The 17105-nt window shown below is 64.9% G+C and carries 20 protein-coding genes; 8 read left to right on the top strand and 12 right to left on the bottom strand.

Going from position 1 to position 17105, the window contains the following annotated elements:
• Positions 1-120 precede the first annotated feature (120 nt).
• On the top strand, positions 121-357 hold the full coding sequence (locus tag FJ942_RS21975) for a hypothetical protein (RefSeq protein ID WP_140500063.1): 237 nt from the start codon (positions 121-123) through the stop codon (positions 355-357).
• A 144-nt stretch (positions 358-501) separates the two neighbouring features.
• Here the strand turns inward: FJ942_RS21975 and FJ942_RS21970 are convergent, their stop codons facing one another.
• On the bottom strand, positions 502-918 hold the full coding sequence (locus FJ942_RS21970; RefSeq protein WP_140516034.1) for a helix-turn-helix domain-containing protein: 417 nt from the start codon (positions 916-918) through the stop codon (positions 502-504).
• 140 nt (positions 919-1058) lie between these two features.
• On the opposite strand from FJ942_RS21970, the gene FJ942_RS21965 reads away from it, so the two are divergent.
• The gene (locus tag FJ942_RS21965; protein WP_140898912.1) at positions 1059-1646 is read left to right on the top strand and encodes a dihydrofolate reductase family protein; all 588 of its coding nucleotides are present in this window, start codon (positions 1059-1061) and stop codon (positions 1644-1646) included.
• A gap of 150 nt (positions 1647-1796) precedes the next feature.
• Here the strand turns inward: FJ942_RS21965 and FJ942_RS21960 are convergent, their stop codons facing one another.
• From FJ942_RS21960 to ada, 4 genes are all read right to left on the bottom strand, one after another.
• On the bottom strand, positions 1797-2540 hold the full coding sequence (locus FJ942_RS21960; RefSeq protein ID WP_140547272.1) for a 2OG-Fe(II) oxygenase: 744 nt from the start codon (positions 2538-2540) through the stop codon (positions 1797-1799).
• Positions 2537-3082: a methylated-DNA--[protein]-cysteine S-methyltransferase gene (locus tag FJ942_RS21955; protein ID WP_140547273.1), complete on the bottom strand. Its 546-nt coding sequence runs from the start codon at positions 3080-3082 to the stop codon at positions 2537-2539. Before FJ942_RS21955 ends, FJ942_RS21960 begins: the two co-directional genes overlap by 4 nt.
• Before the next feature lie 157 nt (positions 3083-3239).
• Entirely contained in the window at positions 3240-3434 is a 195-nt protein-coding gene (locus FJ942_RS21950; protein WP_140898910.1) for a hypothetical protein, read from the bottom strand.
• 12 nt (positions 3435-3446) lie between these two features.
• Positions 3447-4526: a bifunctional DNA-binding transcriptional regulator/O6-methylguanine-DNA methyltransferase Ada gene (gene ada, locus FJ942_RS21945; RefSeq protein WP_181169997.1), complete on the bottom strand. Its 1080-nt coding sequence runs from the start codon at positions 4524-4526 to the stop codon at positions 3447-3449.
• Between the two features lie 123 nt (positions 4527-4649).
• Between ada and FJ942_RS21940 the strand changes: the two genes are divergently transcribed.
• Positions 4650-5048 (top strand): type II toxin-antitoxin system HigA family antitoxin, encoded by a 399-nt coding sequence (locus tag FJ942_RS21940; RefSeq protein WP_140561099.1) that lies wholly within the window; start codon positions 4650-4652, stop codon positions 5046-5048.
• Positions 5049-5062: 14 nt separating this feature from the next.
• Here the strand turns inward: FJ942_RS21940 and FJ942_RS21935 are convergent, their stop codons facing one another.
• Positions 5063-5755 (bottom strand): helix-turn-helix domain-containing protein, encoded by a 693-nt coding sequence (locus FJ942_RS21935; protein WP_140561098.1) that lies wholly within the window; start codon positions 5753-5755, stop codon positions 5063-5065.
• Positions 5756-5929: 174 nt separating this feature from the next.
• Between FJ942_RS21935 and FJ942_RS21930 the strand changes: the two genes are divergently transcribed.
• The gene (locus FJ942_RS21930; protein ID WP_140500048.1) at positions 5930-6256 is read left to right on the top strand and encodes a DUF1330 domain-containing protein; all 327 of its coding nucleotides are present in this window, start codon (positions 5930-5932) and stop codon (positions 6254-6256) included.
• A gap of 121 nt (positions 6257-6377) precedes the next feature.
• Entirely contained in the window at positions 6378-6914 is a 537-nt protein-coding gene (locus FJ942_RS21925) for a hypothetical protein (RefSeq protein ID WP_181165266.1), read from the top strand.
• Positions 6915-6968: 54 nt separating this feature from the next.
• Here the strand turns inward: FJ942_RS21925 and FJ942_RS21920 are convergent, their stop codons facing one another.
• Both FJ942_RS21920 and FJ942_RS21915 read right to left on the bottom strand, forming a co-directional pair.
• Positions 6969-8060, bottom strand: coding sequence for a phosphatase PAP2 family protein (locus FJ942_RS21920; RefSeq protein WP_140898908.1), 1092 nt, complete (start codon positions 8058-8060; stop codon positions 6969-6971).
• A 243-nt stretch (positions 8061-8303) separates the two neighbouring features.
• The gene (locus FJ942_RS21915) at positions 8304-8753 is read right to left on the bottom strand and encodes an ester cyclase (protein WP_140568049.1); all 450 of its coding nucleotides are present in this window, start codon (positions 8751-8753) and stop codon (positions 8304-8306) included.
• A 216-nt stretch (positions 8754-8969) separates the two neighbouring features.
• On the opposite strand from FJ942_RS21915, the gene FJ942_RS21910 reads away from it, so the two are divergent.
• Complete coding sequence (locus tag FJ942_RS21910) at positions 8970-11066, top strand: EAL domain-containing protein (RefSeq protein WP_140568047.1); 2097 nt, start codon at positions 8970-8972, stop codon at positions 11064-11066.
• A 145-nt stretch (positions 11067-11211) separates the two neighbouring features.
• On the opposite strand, the gene FJ942_RS21905 is transcribed toward FJ942_RS21910, so the two are convergent.
• Positions 11212-11409: a hypothetical protein gene (locus FJ942_RS21905; protein WP_181165267.1), complete on the bottom strand. Its 198-nt coding sequence runs from the start codon at positions 11407-11409 to the stop codon at positions 11212-11214.
• 205 nt (positions 11410-11614) lie between these two features.
• Here FJ942_RS21905 and FJ942_RS21900 point away from each other — a divergent pair, with 205 nt between their 5' ends.
• Positions 11615-12334 (top strand): 3-keto-5-aminohexanoate cleavage protein, encoded by a 720-nt coding sequence (locus tag FJ942_RS21900; protein WP_140547201.1) that lies wholly within the window; start codon positions 11615-11617, stop codon positions 12332-12334.
• Positions 12335-12482: 148 nt separating this feature from the next.
• Positions 12483-13037: a cytochrome b gene (locus tag FJ942_RS21895; protein ID WP_140500038.1), complete on the top strand. Its 555-nt coding sequence runs from the start codon at positions 12483-12485 to the stop codon at positions 13035-13037.
• On the opposite strand, the gene FJ942_RS21890 is transcribed toward FJ942_RS21895, so the two are convergent.
• The 3 genes from FJ942_RS21890 to FJ942_RS21875 all read right to left on the bottom strand — a co-directional run bounded on the left by FJ942_RS21890 (position 13000) and on the right by FJ942_RS21875 (position 17093).
• Positions 13000-14121 carry a serine hydrolase domain-containing protein gene (locus FJ942_RS21890; RefSeq protein ID WP_140516020.1) on the bottom strand — a complete coding sequence of 374 codons (1122 nt, stop codon included), beginning with the start codon at positions 14119-14121 and terminating at the stop codon, positions 13000-13002. The two genes, FJ942_RS21895 and FJ942_RS21890, sit on opposite strands and share 38 nt — an antisense overlap.
• Before the next feature lie 183 nt (positions 14122-14304).
• Positions 14305-15909 carry an ABC transporter substrate-binding protein gene (locus tag FJ942_RS21880; RefSeq protein WP_140898905.1) on the bottom strand — a complete coding sequence of 535 codons (1605 nt, stop codon included), beginning with the start codon at positions 15907-15909 and terminating at the stop codon, positions 14305-14307.
• A 50-nt stretch (positions 15910-15959) separates the two neighbouring features.
• Complete coding sequence (locus FJ942_RS21875) at positions 15960-17093, bottom strand: FAD-binding oxidoreductase (RefSeq protein ID WP_140898903.1); 1134 nt, start codon at positions 17091-17093, stop codon at positions 15960-15962.
• Positions 17094-17105: the final 12 nt, after the last annotated feature.

The raw sequence follows: 17105 nt of genomic DNA, 5'->3' as shown, positions 1-17105 counted from the left end.
TAGAGTATGGAACATAAAGAGAACAAACATTGCTCGCTGTCAAGCGAGGTCGCGATCCGCCGGAACATTGTCGCTCACAATCGCGTTGACGGCCGAAGGGCGCCGCGTGCGGAGGCTGGCATGGGCAACTTTGAAATGATCGATCTGGTTTGCGTCGTCAACGCCTGCTCGACCGACCGCGCCGCGGGGCGGCTGGTTTCGATGGCCAAGGCCGTGGAGGAATTGCGGGTGCTGACCGGCGATTTCGTCTCGGCCGACGAAACGGTCGCGAATGCGCTGAGTGAAGTCGCGCTGCAGTGCGGCTGCGCCGTGCTGTTCGATGAGCAGGCGGGCGCCGACATATTGCGCACGCCATAGCTCGTCGCCGGCGTGCTGCAATGCATCACGCAACCGTTCCAATCGCTTGTTTTTGCGCTATTCCGAACAGAGGGCCGTGACGCACTTTCTAACGCGCGTTGCCTGTGCGGGTCGTTGTCCCCGAGGCCGCCTTGGCGACATCCATCAACCGAGATGCTCCGCCCGCAGCGCCTGCTTGAGGCGCTCCAGCGCCGGCTCGCCGTCGGCAGCGAGCTTATCGGCGATCCTTGCCAGATCATCGTCGGCCTTGCGGTGCTTGCTGCCCCAGGCGCCGAGCGTGGCCAGCACGGGCACAAGGTCGATGCCGGCCTCGGTCAGGCGATAGATCGCCTTCAGCCCATGCGAGGGATCACCGCTGCGGGTGAGGATGCCTTCGTCCTGCAATGTCTGGAGGCGCTCGGCCAGCGTACGCGAGGAAATGCCCTCATCGGATTGCAGGAATTCGCGAAAGTGCTTTTTTCCGGCGAAGACCAGGTCGCGGATGATGAGCAGCGTCCAGCGGTCGCCGAGCAGTTCGAGCGACAGGTTGATGGGGCAGCCGGACCGGTCCCGTGTCGACATGTGTATGGTTCCATTTTTAAATCGCTTTACTATTGACATCGTTTTCATCTCAGGTCAATAGTTCCAAATGTAAACCATCGGCAACCGTGCCGGCCGGACGGGTAAAACGAGCCGCTCGGCCCTTGACTGGGAGAACCATGATGAAAAAGCTGATCCTCCAGATGCAGATGTCGGTCGACGGTTTTGTCGGCGCCGACGCGGATCATCGCTGGCAGCTCTGGGAATGGGGCGACGACAGCGCCTGGGACGAGGAGCTGAAGCGGGACTTCAACGCCGTCTTCGCCGGCATCGATACCATCCTCCTGAGCCGCAAGATGGCCGAGGAAGGCTACCTCGCCCATTGGGGCAATGCGGCGAAGAGATATCCGCGCGACCCGTTTTACGCTTTCGCCCAGCGCATCGTCGAGGCGAAGAAGGTGGTGCCGAGCGACAGGCTCAAGGCCTCGCGATGGGAGGGCACGACAGTGGTCAGCGGCGACCTGCCGCGGGAGATCGACTTGCTGAAGAGGGGTGAGAGCGGCGACATCGCGGTGTTCGGCGGCGCCGGCTTCGCCTCGGCGCTGATCGCGGCCAGGCTGGTCGACGAGTTCCAGCTGTTCATCAACCCGGCCGTGCTGGGTGCCGGCCGCCGCATCTTCGACCAAGGCGGGTTCGGCAGGCTGCGGCTGCTCGGCTCGAAATCCTATGCGAGCGGCATGGTGGTGAGCCGCTACGCGCCGGCCGGCTAATCGAAAGGCATTGCACTGATATCATGCCTGCCGTTGAGCTCGGGCATGGCAGTCGGCGATGCAGCACCAAGCGCGGTTGTGCCTTAGCCCCAGGGGCGAAGGGAACACGCGCCTCGATGTACTCTTGATCAACACCTTGGCCTCACCAATTCACTTCGCATCATGAAAAATGATGCCCACCGTGTGCCGCATGCCCGAGCGCAGGCGGCTGACGCCGTGGCGCAGATTGACGCGGTAATTGCCCTTGGTGCCCTGCACCGGCCGATTGTGGACGGCGAAGGAGACGGCATCGCCCTGGCGCAAGGGCACCACTTCCACCCGGCTCTGCATGCGCGGCCGCTGTTCGGTCAGGGCGAACTCGCCGCCGGTGAAATCCTCGCCGGGTTCTGAAAGCAGAACCGCCACCTGCACCGGAAAAGCGAGGTCGCCATAGAGGTCCTGGTGCAGGCAGTTGAAGTCGCCGGGCACATATTGCAGCAGAAGTGGCGTCGGCCTGACCTGGCCGGCGGCGTGGCACTGCTTGAGAAAGGCGGCATGCGTTTCGGGATAGCGCGTGGCGATGCCCATGCGTTCGTTCCACCGGTTGGCGACCTCGGCGAGCCTGGGATAGAGCGCCGTGCGCAGCCCGCCGATCAGGTCTGGCAAGGGGTAGCGGAAATAGCGGTATTCGCCCTTGCCGAAGCCGTGCCTGGCCATGTGGATATGGCTGCGGAAATGTTCCTCATGCGGATAGAGCCCGGCGAGTTGTCGGCACTCCTGCGGCGTGAGCAGCTTTTCCATCATCGCACAGCCGAAGCCGTCGAGTTCGGCGGCTAGGGCTGGCCAGTCGTAAGCGGCAACGCGTTCCTCGGCGGCTTTCACCACCGATGCCGCAACCTTGGCATGGGCGTTCATATCGCGGCCTCTTTGTCGAGCAAAGCGTGCTTGCGCTCAGTGCCCCAGCGGTAGCCGGAGGGCGTGCCGTCGGCGCGGACGACGCGGTGGCAGGGAATGCCGAGCGCGATCGCGTTAGCGGCGCAGGCCGTCGCCACGGCGCGGGCGCCGTTCGATTGGCCGAGACGCTGGGCAAGGGCGGCGTAGGTGATGGTTGCGCCGCGGCGGATGCTGCGAAGCTCGCCCCAAACTTTTTGCTGGAACGGCGTGCCGTGGCTGATGTCGAGCGGCAGGTCCAGGCCGGCGGCGGGCGTTTCGATGAAACGCGTTATCGCCGCAAGATCGCCTTGCAAGGCGGTCTCGTCCTCGACCAGCATCCTGCCGGGGAAGCGGCTGGCGAGATCCTGCGCCAGCGCCTCGGCGTCGGAGTCGATCAGGATGGCGCAGACGCCGAGGGAACCGCGCGCGGCGAGGATTTTGCCGATCGCGGATTGGGCGATGGCGTAGGTGATGGTGTCGGCGCCGGAGGCTGTCGCCGGCGTGTGGGTTTGCATGAGGTTCATTGCTTCACTCCTTCTGTGTGCCTGAACCCTAGCCGCGTGCCTTCCGTTCCTCACTCCGATGCTTGCTTTCAAATTCAATTTCCGGAACGATGCGGAGGTAAGTACCCTACGGCGCCCCCCTCCGGCAGGACAGAGGGGGGCGCCGTAGAGCGCTGATTTATGCGATACGAATGACAGCAACCTCGCCAAGCAAAAAAACCTCGCCTGATAACAGCCGCAGTTCGATCTCGCCGGTCGCGCCACGGCTCCACTCGGCCTTGCCGCTCTCGACAAGCTCCCCGAGCGCAGCCATCACCAGCGACCGCGCATCTTTGTCCGCATCGGTGGTGGAAGACCTTGCCATCGCGCCCATTGCCGCTCCTCCTCAGGCCTCGCGGCCGAGCAGCGCGCGCTTGCGCTCCGCGCCCCAGGCGTAGCCGGACAGGGCGCCGTCCTTGCGGATCACGCGGTGGCAGGGAATGGCGACCGCGAGCGCGTTGGCGGCGCAGGCGCCGGCAACGGCGCGGGTCGCCTTCGGCGCGCCGATGCGCCCTGCTATCTCGGCATAGGAGACGGTGCGGCCGGCCGGGATGTCCCGCAGGGCCTGCCAGACGCGCTGCCGGAACGCGGTGCCGCGCAGGTCGAGCGGCAGGTCGAGACCAAGCCTTGGAGCCTCGACGAAACCGACGACGCGGGCGACGAGCGCCTCATAATCGCGGTCGGCGCCGATCAGGCGCGCCTTGGGGAAACGGTCCTGCAGGTCGCGCACCAGCGCGTCTGGGTCGTCGCCGAGCAGGATCGCGGCGACGCCCTTCCTGCTCGATGCGACAAGGATGGCGCCGAGCGAGCATTCGCCGACGGCGAAGCGGATCTCCTCGCTGGCGCCGCCGGCGCGGTAGCGCGTCGGCGTCATGCCGAGCATGCCGGCCGACTTCTCATAGAAGCGTCCGCTCGAATTGAAGCCGGCATCGTAGATCGCCGCTGTCACGCTGGCGCCGTCTTCCAGGCCCCGGCGCACCCTTTCGGCGCGCCGGGCGGCCGCGTAGTCCTTCGGCGTCAGGCCGGTAACGGCCTTGAAGGTGCGGTGGAAATAGCCGGCGCTGCGGCCGGCGGCGGCGGCCAGTTCACCGAGCGACGGTTCTTCCTCGCTCTGTTCGATCCTGCGGCAGGCCTCAGCCACCATCGCGGCGTTGCCGGCCTCGAGCGAAGGTCCGTCGGGATTGCAGCGCCGGCAGGCGCGAAAGCCGGTTGCCCTGGCCTCGTCCAGCGTGTCGTGGAGCTGCACGTTCTTCGGGTTGGCGCGCCGCGACGGGCAGGAGGGCCGGCAATAGACGCCGGTCGTGGCCACCGAATACCAGAAGCTGCCATCGGCCGATTTGTCGCGCGCCACGACTTGCGTCCAGCGCGGATCGTCGGCGGCCGGCAGCGGCGCGGGTTTGAGATCCTTGGCAAGGGTGATGAACATGGCCGGCATTGAAGCCGCAGACGACCCGCGTCGCCACCCGTTTCCTGCCAATTGACAGGTGGACGCGAGCCTATTCGTCGGGACACACAAAGAGTATGACAAGATTGATCCGGAGAAGGTGTGATGGAAAACATTCGACCTCTTAAGACCGAAGCCGATTACGATTGGGCAATTGCCGAAATCACCCAATATTTCGAGAACGAGCCGGAAATCGGCTCTCCCGATGGCGACCGATTTGATGTTCTCGCAACCCTGATCGAGGCCTATGAGGACAAGCACTATCCCATTGAAGCACCCGATCCCGTTGAAGCCATTCAATCCCACATGGAGTTGTTCAACTTGCCGCGAAAGGCTCTGGCCGAGGTGATCGGATCATCACCCCGGGCAACGGAGGTGCTGAACAGGAAGCGGGCCTTGACCCTGGACATGGTCTTCAAACTGAACAAGGAATGGAACATTCCGGCCGAAATCCTCGTGCAACCCTATCATCTTGCAAATGATCGGGGTCGAAAGCGCGCCTAACGGGCTCCAGAATCCTACGCCGCCCGTTTGGGCTCGACCGCGAACGGGCTGAGGCCGAGCCAGGTCTGCATCTTCCTTGCGATGTGCTGATCTCCGGTCAAGGCGACCTTCGCGCCGGCCTTCTCGACGGTGATCAATCCCATCCAGATCGCCGTCATCGTGTGCAGGTCGGTTGAGACGTAGAGGTCGATATCGAAGCCCGGATCGTACCAGCACAGATCGACCTCGCCATGCTTTTCGACGATCAGCCACCACGACCGTTTGGACGCCGGCAGCTCCTGGTACAGGAATTGTATCACGGTGCGCCCGTCGGGCAGCGGCGAGGGGTTCAGATTGCGCCGCATGTCCCACATCAGCAGCGACGGATCGAGGTTCTTGAGGGACAGCCGGGACTCGACCCATTTCTGTCCCCAAAAGCCCATCGCCTCGACGACGGGGCGCAAATCCCGGCCGGCCTCCGTCAGCCGGTATTCGGAGATGCCCTTCTCGCCCGGCACCTCCTTGCGCTCGACGATCCCGGCGAGCTCGAGCTCTTTCAGCCGTTGCGACAGAAGGCTGGGCGACATTTTGGGAACGCCGCGGCGCAGGTCGTTGAAACGGGTCGAACCCGCCACCAATTCGCGCATCAGCACCATCGTCCAGCGGGTGCACAGCACCTCGGCGGCCATCGATAGCGGGCAGAACTGCTTGTATCCGTGGACCATGATCCGACGTCCTCCCTCGAAACTGGGCTGAACATTAGGCCTTCATGAAGGAAGCGGCCAGTACGGAAACTGTACCGGCCCGGTACAGATCGCGGACTGGCCGGCGCGGGCTCTGCCATGCGAGCCCTTTGACTGGCCGCGGGGATCTCCCCTGTGCGCCGTAACAGGGAGAAGACCATGACCACATACGTCATTGCAGACATCAAGGTGAAGAACCCGCAGTGGATGCCGGCCTACGCCGCATCGGTGCACGACCTCGTCCACAAGCATGGCGGCAAGTATTTGTCGCGCAGCGGCAATGTGAAGACGCTTGAAGGCAAGCCGCTCGACACCACTCTGATCGCGCTGATGGCATTCCCGTCGGAAGCGGCGGCGCGCGCCTTCGCCAACGATCCGGCCTACGCGCCCTTCGTCTCGGCCCGCCAGGATGGCAGCGACAGCCGCTTCCAGATGATCGACAACACCGACCTGGCGGGGACGATCCCGTATCTGCCGAAGGGATGAAGCTTTCCTCCATCCGTCGCATCGCTTGGGGGTGCTCCGAGCAACGACAATCACGGCGCTTGCCTGCCGCGCCTCCGTATTTCCGGCGGCCGGCGCGCTGGGCCTTTTCAAGAAGAATGGAATGAACATGATACGCAAATTCCGCAACGGGCTTCTCATGGCGGGGGCCATGCTGGCCGCCTGCGCCACCTTCGCCCACGCCCATCAGCAAGAGGCCGTGCCTGCATCCGGCGCGAATCCACTGGCCGGCAAGGTGCGGGCGGCGAACAGCCGGTTCCTCGACGCCAAGGTCGCCACGGACGAAGGCTATGCGCCCATTCCCTGCGCCAGCGGCATCACCGGCGGCGCGATGGGCATTCACTATGTCAACGGGCAATACCTGAAGGACGACAAGATCGACATCGCCCGTCCCGAGGCCGTGATGTACGAGCCGATGGCCGACGGCACACTGAAGCTGGTGGCGGTCGAATACATCACCGCCAAGGGGCCGGCGTCACTGGACGGCCAATTGTTCAACTTCAACAGTGCGCCCAACCGTTACGGCCTGGGCGAATTCTACGAGCTGCATGTCTGGGCCTGGAAGGGCAACCCGACCGGCACCTTCGCCGACATGAACCCGAAAGTGTCGTGCGAACACGCGGCGGCACCCAGCCAGTAAGCAATGAAGCCAGGCGGTGCAGGCCGCCTGGCTCGACGCTGTCCGCTCCGGCCGTTATCGCGGCGCGGGATTAGGGGCCGCCAATCCCGTATCGGAAGTCTGTTGGGCCACGTCGGAAGCCTGCTGCCCGGATGCCGGTAGAACGAAGCGTCCGGTCAGGTACCAGAGCAGAGAGACCACGAGGATCGACAGGTAGCCGTCCACGGCATAGTGCCAGCCGGTATAGACCGAGCCGAACAGGATGAGTGCGGCGAACGACCAGCCTGCAACGGCCCAGCGGCGACCAAAGCCGGTGAGGAAGAAGGCATTGAGCGTGACGATGGCGACATGCATGCTGGGCATCGCCGTGATGCCGCTGCCCAGCGCGGAGCGGCCGCTGTCGTGTGCATCGAGCAGATAGCTGGCGGCGAACCGCACCGGCAAGGCATACGGGTCTGCCATCAGCGCTGCGAGCACCCCGGCAAATCGGCTGCCGCCATAGAACCGGTCGTAGAATATCGGCCCGCTGGATGACAGCATGATTGGAAGAACGGTGCCACACAACACCATGGTGAGCGCGAACGCCCAGAGATAGCGGATGCGCCGGGCGGGACTGTTCCAGAAGGCGACGAAGAGCACGACGCCAAGCCATTGCATGAACCACCAGGACATATAGGCCTTGAAAACCAGCATGGAGGCGGGCTCTGAAACGATGCCGTGCGTCCATACCCAAGGATCGACGCCGTGCAGCCAACGATCGAGGTCGGCCAGCATGGGATCGGCATAGTAAGGCACGATCTCCGGTATGGTGATCCTGAATGTCGTGAAAGCGATGATGCCGAGAAAGAATAGCAAGACGACCCGCGCGGCCGCCGGCCCGCGTTCCTTGAGTATGTGCACCATGAATCTTGTCGGCCTGGGCCCGCCATACACCAATGCCGTCAACCCGAGGCCAACCACCAGCAGCACCGGCAGCAAGCCGAGGAATGTCCCGAAGTACTTTATGGACAGCAGAAGATATCGCTCAGGCCGCAGGCAAAGCGCCGTCGCGACGCAGACCAGGCACAGGCCCGTCAGCAGCCAGCTGCTTCTGGTTGTCGCCACGCCAAGATCAACAGTGGAAACCGATCGGAGATCGCCGCCCTGTGTTCCGGTGTGCCCACTCATCAGGGAGGTCCCGCCAGCTTTCGAACTTGTTATGATTGTTCTGGCGGCAACGTATTAATATCTTGTTGCACCCGTAATGGTGTCTGGTTTCCAATATAATACTCAATAGTGTAGTATTGTATTCAAATACGGGCTGAGGTCGATGGCGGTGCTGGCCCTGTGTTGGGTTGCTGCCAAGAGGCCTTTCGTCACGCACGTGCAATCGAGAGGGACCACTGCCTGGACGGCGATGGTCCCTCTCATTCAAGCCGCCTTGATCAGGCCGAGCTGGGTCAACGCCGCGACGCCGTCGTCGAGGCCGATCTCCTCGACGATCCTGCCGTCGATCACCTTCAGCACCGTGGTGCCGGTGAAGCGCATGGTGCGGCCGGTGGCGGCGGGCAGCGAACCGACGAGAAAATCGCTGAAGGCCGGACCGGCATGGGTGCCGCCGCCTTCCCACTGGCCGACGACATAGTCGCCTTCGGCGATGAGGTCGGCGGTGGCCCAGAAGTTGAGGTCCGGGAAGGCAGCGCGGAAATCGGTCATGAAGGCCTTGATGTCCTCGCGGCCGCGGCGCGGTTCATGCAGCGAATATTTGAGCAGCATGTCGGGCGCGGCGATGGCGTCGACGACGGAAAGATCGCAGGTTTCACCCCAGAAATCAGTGAACCATCTAACGACGACGGCCTTGTTGTCTTCCTGTTTGGTCATGGGAAAACTCCTCTTGTGTTTGCACGAGATCGCCAGGGCGGGCGGCGACCCCGCGCAAACACTAGGAGGATCGGCGGGCGGGCAAACTCCGCTTCTTGCCCGCCAATCGAAAGTCGGGACCGCAAGCGAGGAACGCGGCGGAGCCACCGGCGTGGTAACGCTTTCTTCTCTGGTTTTGCCGCAGATTGCCCCCGGCGGGGTTGGACGAAACGGAAGATGGCGGGTCAGGACAAGAAAAGCCGTAATGGAACGTTCTGGGAGAAGGCCCTGGAGCGCGCCCAACTTGGTGTCTGGGACTGGGACCTTCGGACAGGCGAGTGTTTCTATTCCGCCACCTGGGCGCGGATGCTGGGCTATGACGAAAGCGAGCTTGCCAACAGCAGCGACCTCTGGCTGCGGCTTACCCATCCCGACGATCGCGAGCAGGCGCTGGCCAGCGGCGACCGTCACATCGCCGGCCTGACCGACACCATCGAGACCGAGCTCAGGCTCCGGCACAAGCAAGGCCACTGGGTCTGGGTGCTCGACCGCGGCGGCATCGTCGAGCGCGACGGCGATGGCCAACCGATCCGGCTGATGGGCGTGCAGACCGATATTTCGAAACAGAAGGCGGCAGAGGCCGCGCTGGAACGGGTCAACATCCGCTTCCGCCTGGCGCTCGCGGCCAGCGGCACCGGCATCTGGCACTACGACATCGCCAGCAACAAAAGCTATTGGGATTCCCGCACCAGGGAAATTTTCGGCCTTGTCGCCGTTACCGACGAGGTGACGGCCGACCTATGGCACAGCTACCTGCATCCCGACGACAAGCAGGCGGCCGAACGCGCCCACAGGGCGCCGCTGGAAACCGACGGCGTCATTGCCGCGCAATATCGCATCATCAGGCGCGACGGCGATATCCGTCATGTCGAATCGCTGGTGCGTTTCGTCGCCGCCGCCGGTGCCGCCGGCCAGATCCTCGGCACGGTGCGCGACATCACCGAAGACAAGCTGCGCGAACAGGAACTGGCCCATGCCGCCCGCCACGACGCGCTGACCGGCCTGTGGAACCGCGCCGCCTTCGACAGGCTGCTTGGCGAGCATATCGCGGCGGGAGCGCCGCTGGCGGTGTTCTATGTCGATCTCGATTATTTCAAGGCGCTCAACGACTTCGCCGGGCATGCCGCCGGCGACCTGGCGCTGAAGAGCGTCGCGGGGGGCATGCGCGGCTGCCTGCCGCCGTCGGCGCATGCGGCGCGCCTGGGCGGCGACGAGTTCGCGCTGCTGGTGCCGCATTGCGACGCGGTGCAGGCCGAGCGGATCGCCGGCGCCGTGCTTGGGGCGGTGCGCGAGGCCGATCTCGGCCCGGCCGCGTCATCGCGCCGACTGGCGGCCTCGATCGGCATCGCCTTCATCGATGACGCCGCGACCACCGTGGCCGATGCGCTGGCTTGCGCCGACGACGCCTGCTACGCGGCCAAGGCGGCGGGGCGCAACCGCTTCGCGGTGTTTTCGGCCGCGGCGCGATCTGGGGCCGCCGGCCTCAATGCGGCGCGCATCGCAGCCGACACCGTCGATGCCATGGACGACGGGCGGCTGAAACTGTTCGGCCAGGAAATCCATCTCCTGGGAAAGCCATGGCAAGAGTGCCGGCACGTCGAAGTGCTGGCGAGGCTCGCCGCGCGCAACGGGCGGCTGGTGCCGCCGAGCGAATTCATCCCGGTGGCCGAGCGTTTCGGCATCGCCTCGAAACTCGACCGCTGGATCATTCGCACGGCGCTTTTGCGGCACGGACCGGCGCTGCGTGCCGGGGCGCTGACGCTGGGCTTCAACCTGTCGGCTCAGACATTGAGCGATCCGGGGCTGTGGGATTTCGTCGACAACACCATCGAGGAAACCGGTGCGCCGCATTCCGGCATCGGATTCGAGATCACCGAAACCGCGGCCGTCACCAATTTCGATGCCGCGGAGGACTTCGTGCGCAAGGCGCGTGAGCGACGCTGCCGGGTCAGCCTCGACGATTTCGGCGCCGGCATGAGCTCGTTCGAGTATCTCAGGCGCTTTCCCGTCGATGCGATCAAGATCGACGGCTCGTTCATCGAACATATCACCGACAGCCGCTTCGATCGCGAGATCGTGCTGGCGATGACCGGCATTGCGAGGAGCCTCGACTTCGCCGTGGTGGGCGAAAAGATCGAACGGCACGATACGCTGGCCATGCTCCAGGACATGGGGGTCGCCTACGGTCAGGGCTTCTTTCTGCATCGTCCCGAGCCGCTGGAGGCGATCGTTTCGCGCGCGACGGCCGGAACGCCCGACAGGCGGCGCGCCTGAAGCGGGCAAGCCGCCCGCCAGAATCGCCGAGCCACTCCAACACTCCATTAGGCAATCCCGAAGAGCTGTATTAGGCAATCCCGAAGAGCTGTTAAGCACGGCCCCTGGAACGGCTCCGGGCGGTCGGCCGGGCGTGGCGGAACGATCACTGGCGGTCGGCGAACCGTGCCGATCGCGGAAACTCCAACACCTCTGCCTCCGATCGCCTGTGCTGCGCCTCCGCGACCGCTTCGATCAGCAGGTCGAGGGCTTCGCATGCCGAGCGGCTTGTCTCGTCATCGCCGCGCAAATAGTGATAGGCGCGTTCGAGATGCACCCGGGCGGCTGAAAAATCGCTGGTCAATGATCCCTCCATTACCTCGCCCTAATATATCTTGGCCGGTCTGGCGGAACACAGGGTAAATATCCACAGGCGGATTTTATTCAAATGCCGGGGGATTCCGGCAAGAAGGGCGAGGCTGGCGCTGTCAGGAGAGACAACGCCCAACTCTTTGCCATGCCTTGCCACGCAGCTAGAGTGCTGGCTCCCTTGTCCGAGGATGGCAGCCATGATCGTCCAGGCCTGCATCAATGGCGCACGACCGCGCGATTTTCATCCGAAATTGCCGCTGACGGCGCAGGCGATGGCGAGCGATGCGGCCGCCTGCGTCGCCACGGGCGCGGCCGAGCTGCACATCCATCCGCGCGGCGCGGACGGGCGCGAGAGCCTGGCCGCCGTGGACGCGACCGTGCTGGCGGTGCGCCGGGCCTGTCCCGGCACGCTGATCGGCGTGTCGACAGGCGCCTGGATCGAGAATGACGTCGAGCGCACCCGCGCGGCGATCGCCGGCTGGCGCGAACTGCCCGACTATGCCTCGGTCAATCTTTCGGAGGCCGACGCGCCCGGCGTGATGGAGCTTTTGCGCCAGCGCGGCGTCGGCATCGAGGCCGGCCTTGCCACAACGGAAGATGCCCAGCGGTTCGTCAGTCTTGCCGATCACGGCCGGGTGCTGCGCATCCTGATCGAGATCGACATACAGGAATTGCCCGCCGCACTCGCCGAGGCGCACGGCATCGCCGCCGCGCTGGACCGCGCCGGGGTGCGGCGGCCGATCCTGCTGCACGGCGCCGATGCCACGGTCTGGCCGTTCGTGGAGCTCGCGCATCGAAGGCGCTGGTCGACGCGGGTCGGACTGGAAGACGGCAGGACGCTTCCCGATGGAAAGGTGGCGCTGGACAATGCGGAGATCGTCGCGGGGGCGGCGGCGGTATTTTGGTCGAAAACCTGAAGGGTCTCAAGCGCCTTGGCTGTGCAGCCGGTGCGACAAGCCGACCCGACCTGCTCCGCCATAAATCGTTCTCACTCGAGGCGCAGCTAAATAAAGGCAAATTCGGCTTGGCGCGGGGAGCCTTGTGCAACTGCCGCGGAGTTCCTGCATGTCACTGTCCGGTACCACAACTCGCTACGGAAGCCTTGCCCAGGCATTCCACTGGTTGACGGCACTGCTCGTGCTCATCGCCTTCCTGGTCTCGGCAGGCGGCCCTCCTACGCGCGTTTATTCAGCGCCCAGGGCCTCGATGCTGCTGCTTCATGAATCGCTCGGCTTCGCGGTTTTCTGGCTGCTGGTGATCCGCCTGGCCTGGCGGCTGTTCGATCGCATTCCCGATGCTCCGTCCATGCCCGCCTGGATGTATGTCGGGTCGAAGGCGGTACATTGGGCGCTCTACGCATTGATGTTCGCTGTGCCGGTGACCGCCATGCTCGGCGCATGGTTTGGCGGCCATCCGGTCACGGTGTACGGCTTCGGTCCGATCGGTCCGCTTTTCGCCCCATGGGACGTCGGCGCTTCGCTGGCGGAAATCCACGGCACGCTTGGCGACATCCTCATGTGGCTGGCCGGCCTGCACGCCGCGGCGGCCGTCTTCCACCACGTTCTTCTGCGAGATCGCGTGCTCAGCCAGATGCTGCCCGGCTTGGCTGCTCCAGAATGATCCGGATCGCCTGATCCACCACGGGATGCAGGCCGCTGGCCTGGAAGGACAGGCGGTTGCCGGAGCCGACATTGCTGGTCATGGCGATGGTAAGACCGGTCGCCGGATCATGCAGCATGACCGCGACATAGCCCGGAATGCTGCCCTGATGGCCGTAGAAGGCGCGGTCGGCATAGGCGCTCTGGAACATGCCGGCGCCGGTCTCGCGCATGCGGGTGCCCGGGAAGCTCGCCGGCACGCGGCGTTCGAACATCTCGGCGAAGAAAGGCGGCGACAAGAGCTTGCCGGAGAACAGGCTGCGCATGAAGCTCACCATGTCGGACGGCGTCGACACCATGTCGCCGCAGCCATAGGCGGCGCCGAATGGGAAGGAATCGGAAGAATCCTGCAATTCGTCGGAGTAGGGCAGCACGCCGTCCATGCGCCACATCTCGCCGCCGGAAGCGATGTCTGTCGGTGCGCCCGGCGCCAGCGGCGGCCGGTGGTAGTAGCCGCGCACCATGGACCTTTCCGGGAATGCTTCGGTGGCTGGCGACCAGGTGTTTTCCAGGGCGAGCGGCCGCAGGACCGCGCTTCTGACGTAGGCGCCGAGCGACTGGCCGGTGACGGCCTCGATCACCATGCCGGCCAACACATAGCCGGTGTTGTTGTAGACAGCGGGTCCGCCCGGTGCCTTCTGTTTGTCGGAGGCGAAGGCGATGTCGACCAGCTGCTGCGGCGTCCATTGCCGGCCCGGATCCATCGGTATGTAATATTCGAATTCCGGCAGGCCGCTGCGATGGTTGATCAGCTGGCGCACCGAAATATTCCCTGCGCCCGGCAGATCCGGGAACCAGGAGGAGATCGGCGCGCCGAGCTCGAGCTTGCCGGTCTCGGCGAGCTTGACCAGGGCGGCGGCGACGAAGGTCTTGGTGCAGCTGCCGATCTTGAACAACTGGTCCGGTGTGACTGATGTGCCATGTGCGCGATCGGCTAGGCCCGCGGTGAGGGCGATTGGCGCGGCGCCTGTCGAATAGGCCAGCGAGGCACCCACCGCGCCGTCGGCGAGGTAGCTGTTGAGGAGGGAGGTCAGGTCTTTCGGCATTGATATCGCTTTCTTTTTTCCTTCTCCCCTGTGGGAGAAGGTGGCCTCGCGAAGCGAGGTCGGATGAGGGGTGCTCCAGGGAACACCAACGTCTCATTCCGCTGGAACACCCCTCAACCGTCTCGGCGCTGCGCGCCGATCCACCTTCCCCCACAAGGGGGGAAGGACAGGGAGCGCCTGCCCTCACTCAGCCACATCGACCGCCGCGAAATTCTGCCGGCCGAAGGGGTCGAGGATGTAGTTGAGCACGCTCTTGCGGATCGGGATCGCCACCAGCGAATGGGCGATCGGCGCCACCGGCACCTCGGCCTTCAGGATTGCCTGCGCCCTGCCGTAGATCGCGGCGCGTTCTTTCGGGTCGGCGGCGACGCGGCCTTCATCCAGCAGCTTCTCGAAATCCTTGTCGCACCAGCGCGACCGGTTCGAGCCACCCTTCACGCCGTCGCAGGACAGGAGATAGCTCAGCATGTTGTCGGGATCGCCATTGTCGCTGCTGCCGCCGAGCAGGAAAGCGTCCTGCTCGCCCGCGGCGGTGCGCTTGAGATATTCGCCCCATTCGAAGCTGACGATCTCGGACTGCACGCCGACCTTCGCCCAGTCGGCCTGGATCATCTCGGCCATGCGCTTGGCGTTGGGGTTGTAGGGGCGCGACACCGGCATCGCCCATAGGCTGATCTTGAGGCCGCTTTCGTGGCCTGCTTCCTTCAGCAGTTTCTTCGCGCCGTCGGGATCGTAGTCGATGCCGGCATCGGTGACGGCGCCGAGCTGCGCCGGCGGCACGACGCTGCCGGCAACCGTGCCGGCGCCGGCATAGACGGCATCGACGATTGCCTTGCGGTCGACGGCCTTGGCAAGCGCGGTGCGCACGCGGACATCGCCCAGCGGCTGATGTTCGACGTTGAAGCCGAGGATGCCGATATTCTGGCCCTTGAGGTCGAGGACCGTGATGTCTGGATCGGCGCGCAATTCGGCGACGGCACTGGGCGGAGGCGGGGCCGCCACCTGGCATTCATTGGCCTTGAGGCGCTCGACGCGGGTGGTCGGCTCGGGCGTGACGGCGAAGACCAGCGTGTCGATCTTCGGCGCGCCGCGCCAGTAATCCTTGTTGGCGGCGTAGCGCACCTGGCTGTCGGGCACATAGGCCTCGAGCATGAACGGGCCGGTCCCGACCGGCTGGCTGTCGATCAGCTCCGGCGTGCCGGCGGCCACCATCTTTTCGGTCTGCTCCAGCGACAAGATCGAGAGGTAGTCGAGCGCCAGCCCGGCCAGGAAGGTGACGTTGGGGGCCGTCAGCGTGAAGCGCACGGTGTAATCGTCGACCTTGTCTATTTTGCTGATCAGCGTGCCCATGCCCAGCGCGTTGAAGTATTCGTAAGAGCCGCCGCCGAGCTTGTGGTAGGGATTGTTGGCGTCGCGCTGGCGGTTGAACGTGTAAAGGACGTCGTCCGCGTTGAACTCGCGCGTCGGCGTGAAATGCTCGTTCGACTGGAATTTCACGCCTTGGCGCAGGTGGAATGTGTAGGTCTTGCCGTCCGGCGAGACATCCCAGCTCTCGGCCAGCGCCGGTCCGACTTCGGTCGTGCCCGGCTTGAACTCCACCAGCCGGTTGAAGATCGTCTTGGCGGCGGCATCCATGGTGGAGTCGGCGATGCCGATCGCCGGGTTGAAGGTCTCGGGATTGGCCTCCGAGCAATAGACGAGCGTCTTGGCATGAGCCTGCCCGCCGAGAAGGACGGACGAGGCCAGAAGGGTCGAGCCAAGCACTGTGCGCAGAACGGTGGATTTCATCGCAAACGCTCCTGATGACGCTTTTTCTGGTTGAGGGAAGGGCATGAAATTCATGGCGTCGCCGCCGGGGCCAGGAAGCGGTCGGGCGCCAGCCCCGCGGCGGTGACGCCAAGCGCGGTGACATCGTCGGGCAAGGGTTGGCCGCGCATCAGCGCCGAGCCGAGCCGCGCCAATGTCAGCGACACCTGGAAACCGTAGCCGCCCTGGCCGCCGAGCCAGAAGAAGCCGGGCAGGCGCGGGTCGAAGCCGGCGACCGGCGTGCGGTCGGGCGCGAAGGTGCGCAGGCCGGCCCAGGGCGTCGACGGGCGGCCTATGCGCATGGACGTTGCCTGCTCGATCCGGTCGACGGCAATGGCGACGTCGATGTCTTCCGGCCAGGCGTCGCAAGGCTCGGAATCGGTTTCGTCGGCCAGCGAGCCGATCAGCCTGCCGGCGTCTGGCTTGAAGTAGAATTGTTCGTGCAGATCGACCACCAGCGGCCAGCCGGCAATGTCGGCGCCCGCGGGCGGGTCGAACAGGAAGGCGGTGCGCCGCTTGGGCTGGAAGCCGAGGCCGGTGAGCCCCGCCAGGCCGGCCACGACATCGACCCAGGCGCCGGCGGCGTTGACGACGATGTCGGCGGGATAGGCGCCGGCACTGGTGGCGACGCGCAGGCCATTGCCGGCGGGCGCGATCTCGCGCACCTCTTCGCCCGTGCGCATGATGCCGCCCCCGGCCTTCAGTGCCGAAGCGCAGGCCGCAAGCATCTTGCCGGTATCGACGTCCACCGCACCCGGTTCATGGACACCGCCGCATGTGGCTTGCGGATCGATGACGGGAACCAGCGCATGCAGCTCAGCGGCGGAGAGGCGGCGCACGCTCGGCACCATGGCCTGCAATTCGCCGGCCAGCCGGTCGACGGCCGCGCCGTCACCGGCGCGGCCGACATGCAGCGCGCCACGTTGATGCGCGACGAAGCCGCCGTCGAAGATCGCCCGGCGGCTCGCCAGCGTCAGTGCTCGCACCAGCCGGTTGCCATAAGTCTCGGTGAACAGGGCCGCCGAGCGGCCGCTGGCATGATAGCCCGGCTGGCTCTCGCGCTCGATGAGGGTGACGTCGGCCCAGTCCGCCACCTCGGCGGCAAGCGAGAGGCCGGCAATGCCGCCGCCGATGACGACGATTTTCGTGAGGGACTTCGACTGCATCATCCAGTCGTA

The organism is Mesorhizobium sp. B2-4-2 (assembly GCF_006442845.1).
Classification (GTDB): Bacteria; Pseudomonadota; Alphaproteobacteria; order Rhizobiales; family Rhizobiaceae; genus Mesorhizobium.
The sequence above is the reverse complement of the archived record's forward strand: the minus strand, read 5'-3'. Positions and strand labels throughout refer to the sequence as shown.

Bases quoted from the DNA above. Each gene is read 5' to 3' on its own strand.
- FJ942_RS21970 (WP_140516034.1), bottom strand. From the start codon at position 918: ATGTCGACACGGGACCGGTCCGGCTGCCCCATCAACCTGTCGCTCGAA.
- FJ942_RS21950 (WP_140898910.1), bottom strand. From the start codon at position 3,434: ATGGGCGCGATGGCAAGGTCTTCCACCACCGATGCGGACAAAGATGCG.
- FJ942_RS21920 (WP_140898908.1), bottom strand. From the start codon at position 8,060: ATGAGTGGGCACACCGGAACACAGGGCGGCGATCTCCGATCGGTTTCC.
- ada (WP_181169997.1), bottom strand. From the start codon at position 4,526: ATGTTCATCACCCTTGCCAAGGATCTCAAACCCGCGCCGCTGCCGGCC.
- FJ942_RS21965 (WP_140898912.1), top strand. From the start codon at position 1,059: ATGAAAAAGCTGATCCTCCAGATGCAGATGTCGGTCGACGGTTTTGTC.
- FJ942_RS21880 (WP_140898905.1), bottom strand. From the start codon at position 15,909: ATGAAATCCACCGTTCTGCGCACAGTGCTTGGCTCGACCCTTCTGGCC.
- FJ942_RS21875 (WP_140898903.1), bottom strand. From the start codon at position 17,093: ATGCAGTCGAAGTCCCTCACGAAAATCGTCGTCATCGGCGGCGGCATT.
- FJ942_RS21895 (WP_140500038.1), top strand. From the start codon at position 12,483: ATGTCACTGTCCGGTACCACAACTCGCTACGGAAGCCTTGCCCAGGCA.
- FJ942_RS21925 (WP_181165266.1), top strand. From the start codon at position 6,378: ATGAACATGATACGCAAATTCCGCAACGGGCTTCTCATGGCGGGGGCC.
- FJ942_RS21900 (WP_140547201.1), top strand. From the start codon at position 11,615: ATGATCGTCCAGGCCTGCATCAATGGCGCACGACCGCGCGATTTTCAT.
- FJ942_RS21930 (WP_140500048.1), top strand. From the start codon at position 5,930: ATGACCACATACGTCATTGCAGACATCAAGGTGAAGAACCCGCAGTGG.
- FJ942_RS21890 (WP_140516020.1), bottom strand. From the start codon at position 14,121: ATGCCGAAAGACCTGACCTCCCTCCTCAACAGCTACCTCGCCGACGGC.
- FJ942_RS21915 (WP_140568049.1), bottom strand. From the start codon at position 8,753: ATGACCAAACAGGAAGACAACAAGGCCGTCGTCGTTAGATGGTTCACT.
- FJ942_RS21975 (WP_140500063.1), top strand. From the start codon at position 121: ATGGGCAACTTTGAAATGATCGATCTGGTTTGCGTCGTCAACGCCTGC.
- FJ942_RS21955 (WP_140547273.1), bottom strand. From the start codon at position 3,082: ATGAACCTCATGCAAACCCACACGCCGGCGACAGCCTCCGGCGCCGAC.
- FJ942_RS21960 (WP_140547272.1), bottom strand. From the start codon at position 2,540: ATGAACGCCCATGCCAAGGTTGCGGCATCGGTGGTGAAAGCCGCCGAG.
- FJ942_RS21940 (WP_140561099.1), top strand. From the start codon at position 4,650: ATGGAAAACATTCGACCTCTTAAGACCGAAGCCGATTACGATTGGGCA.
- FJ942_RS21910 (WP_140568047.1), top strand. From the start codon at position 8,970: ATGGCGGGTCAGGACAAGAAAAGCCGTAATGGAACGTTCTGGGAGAAG.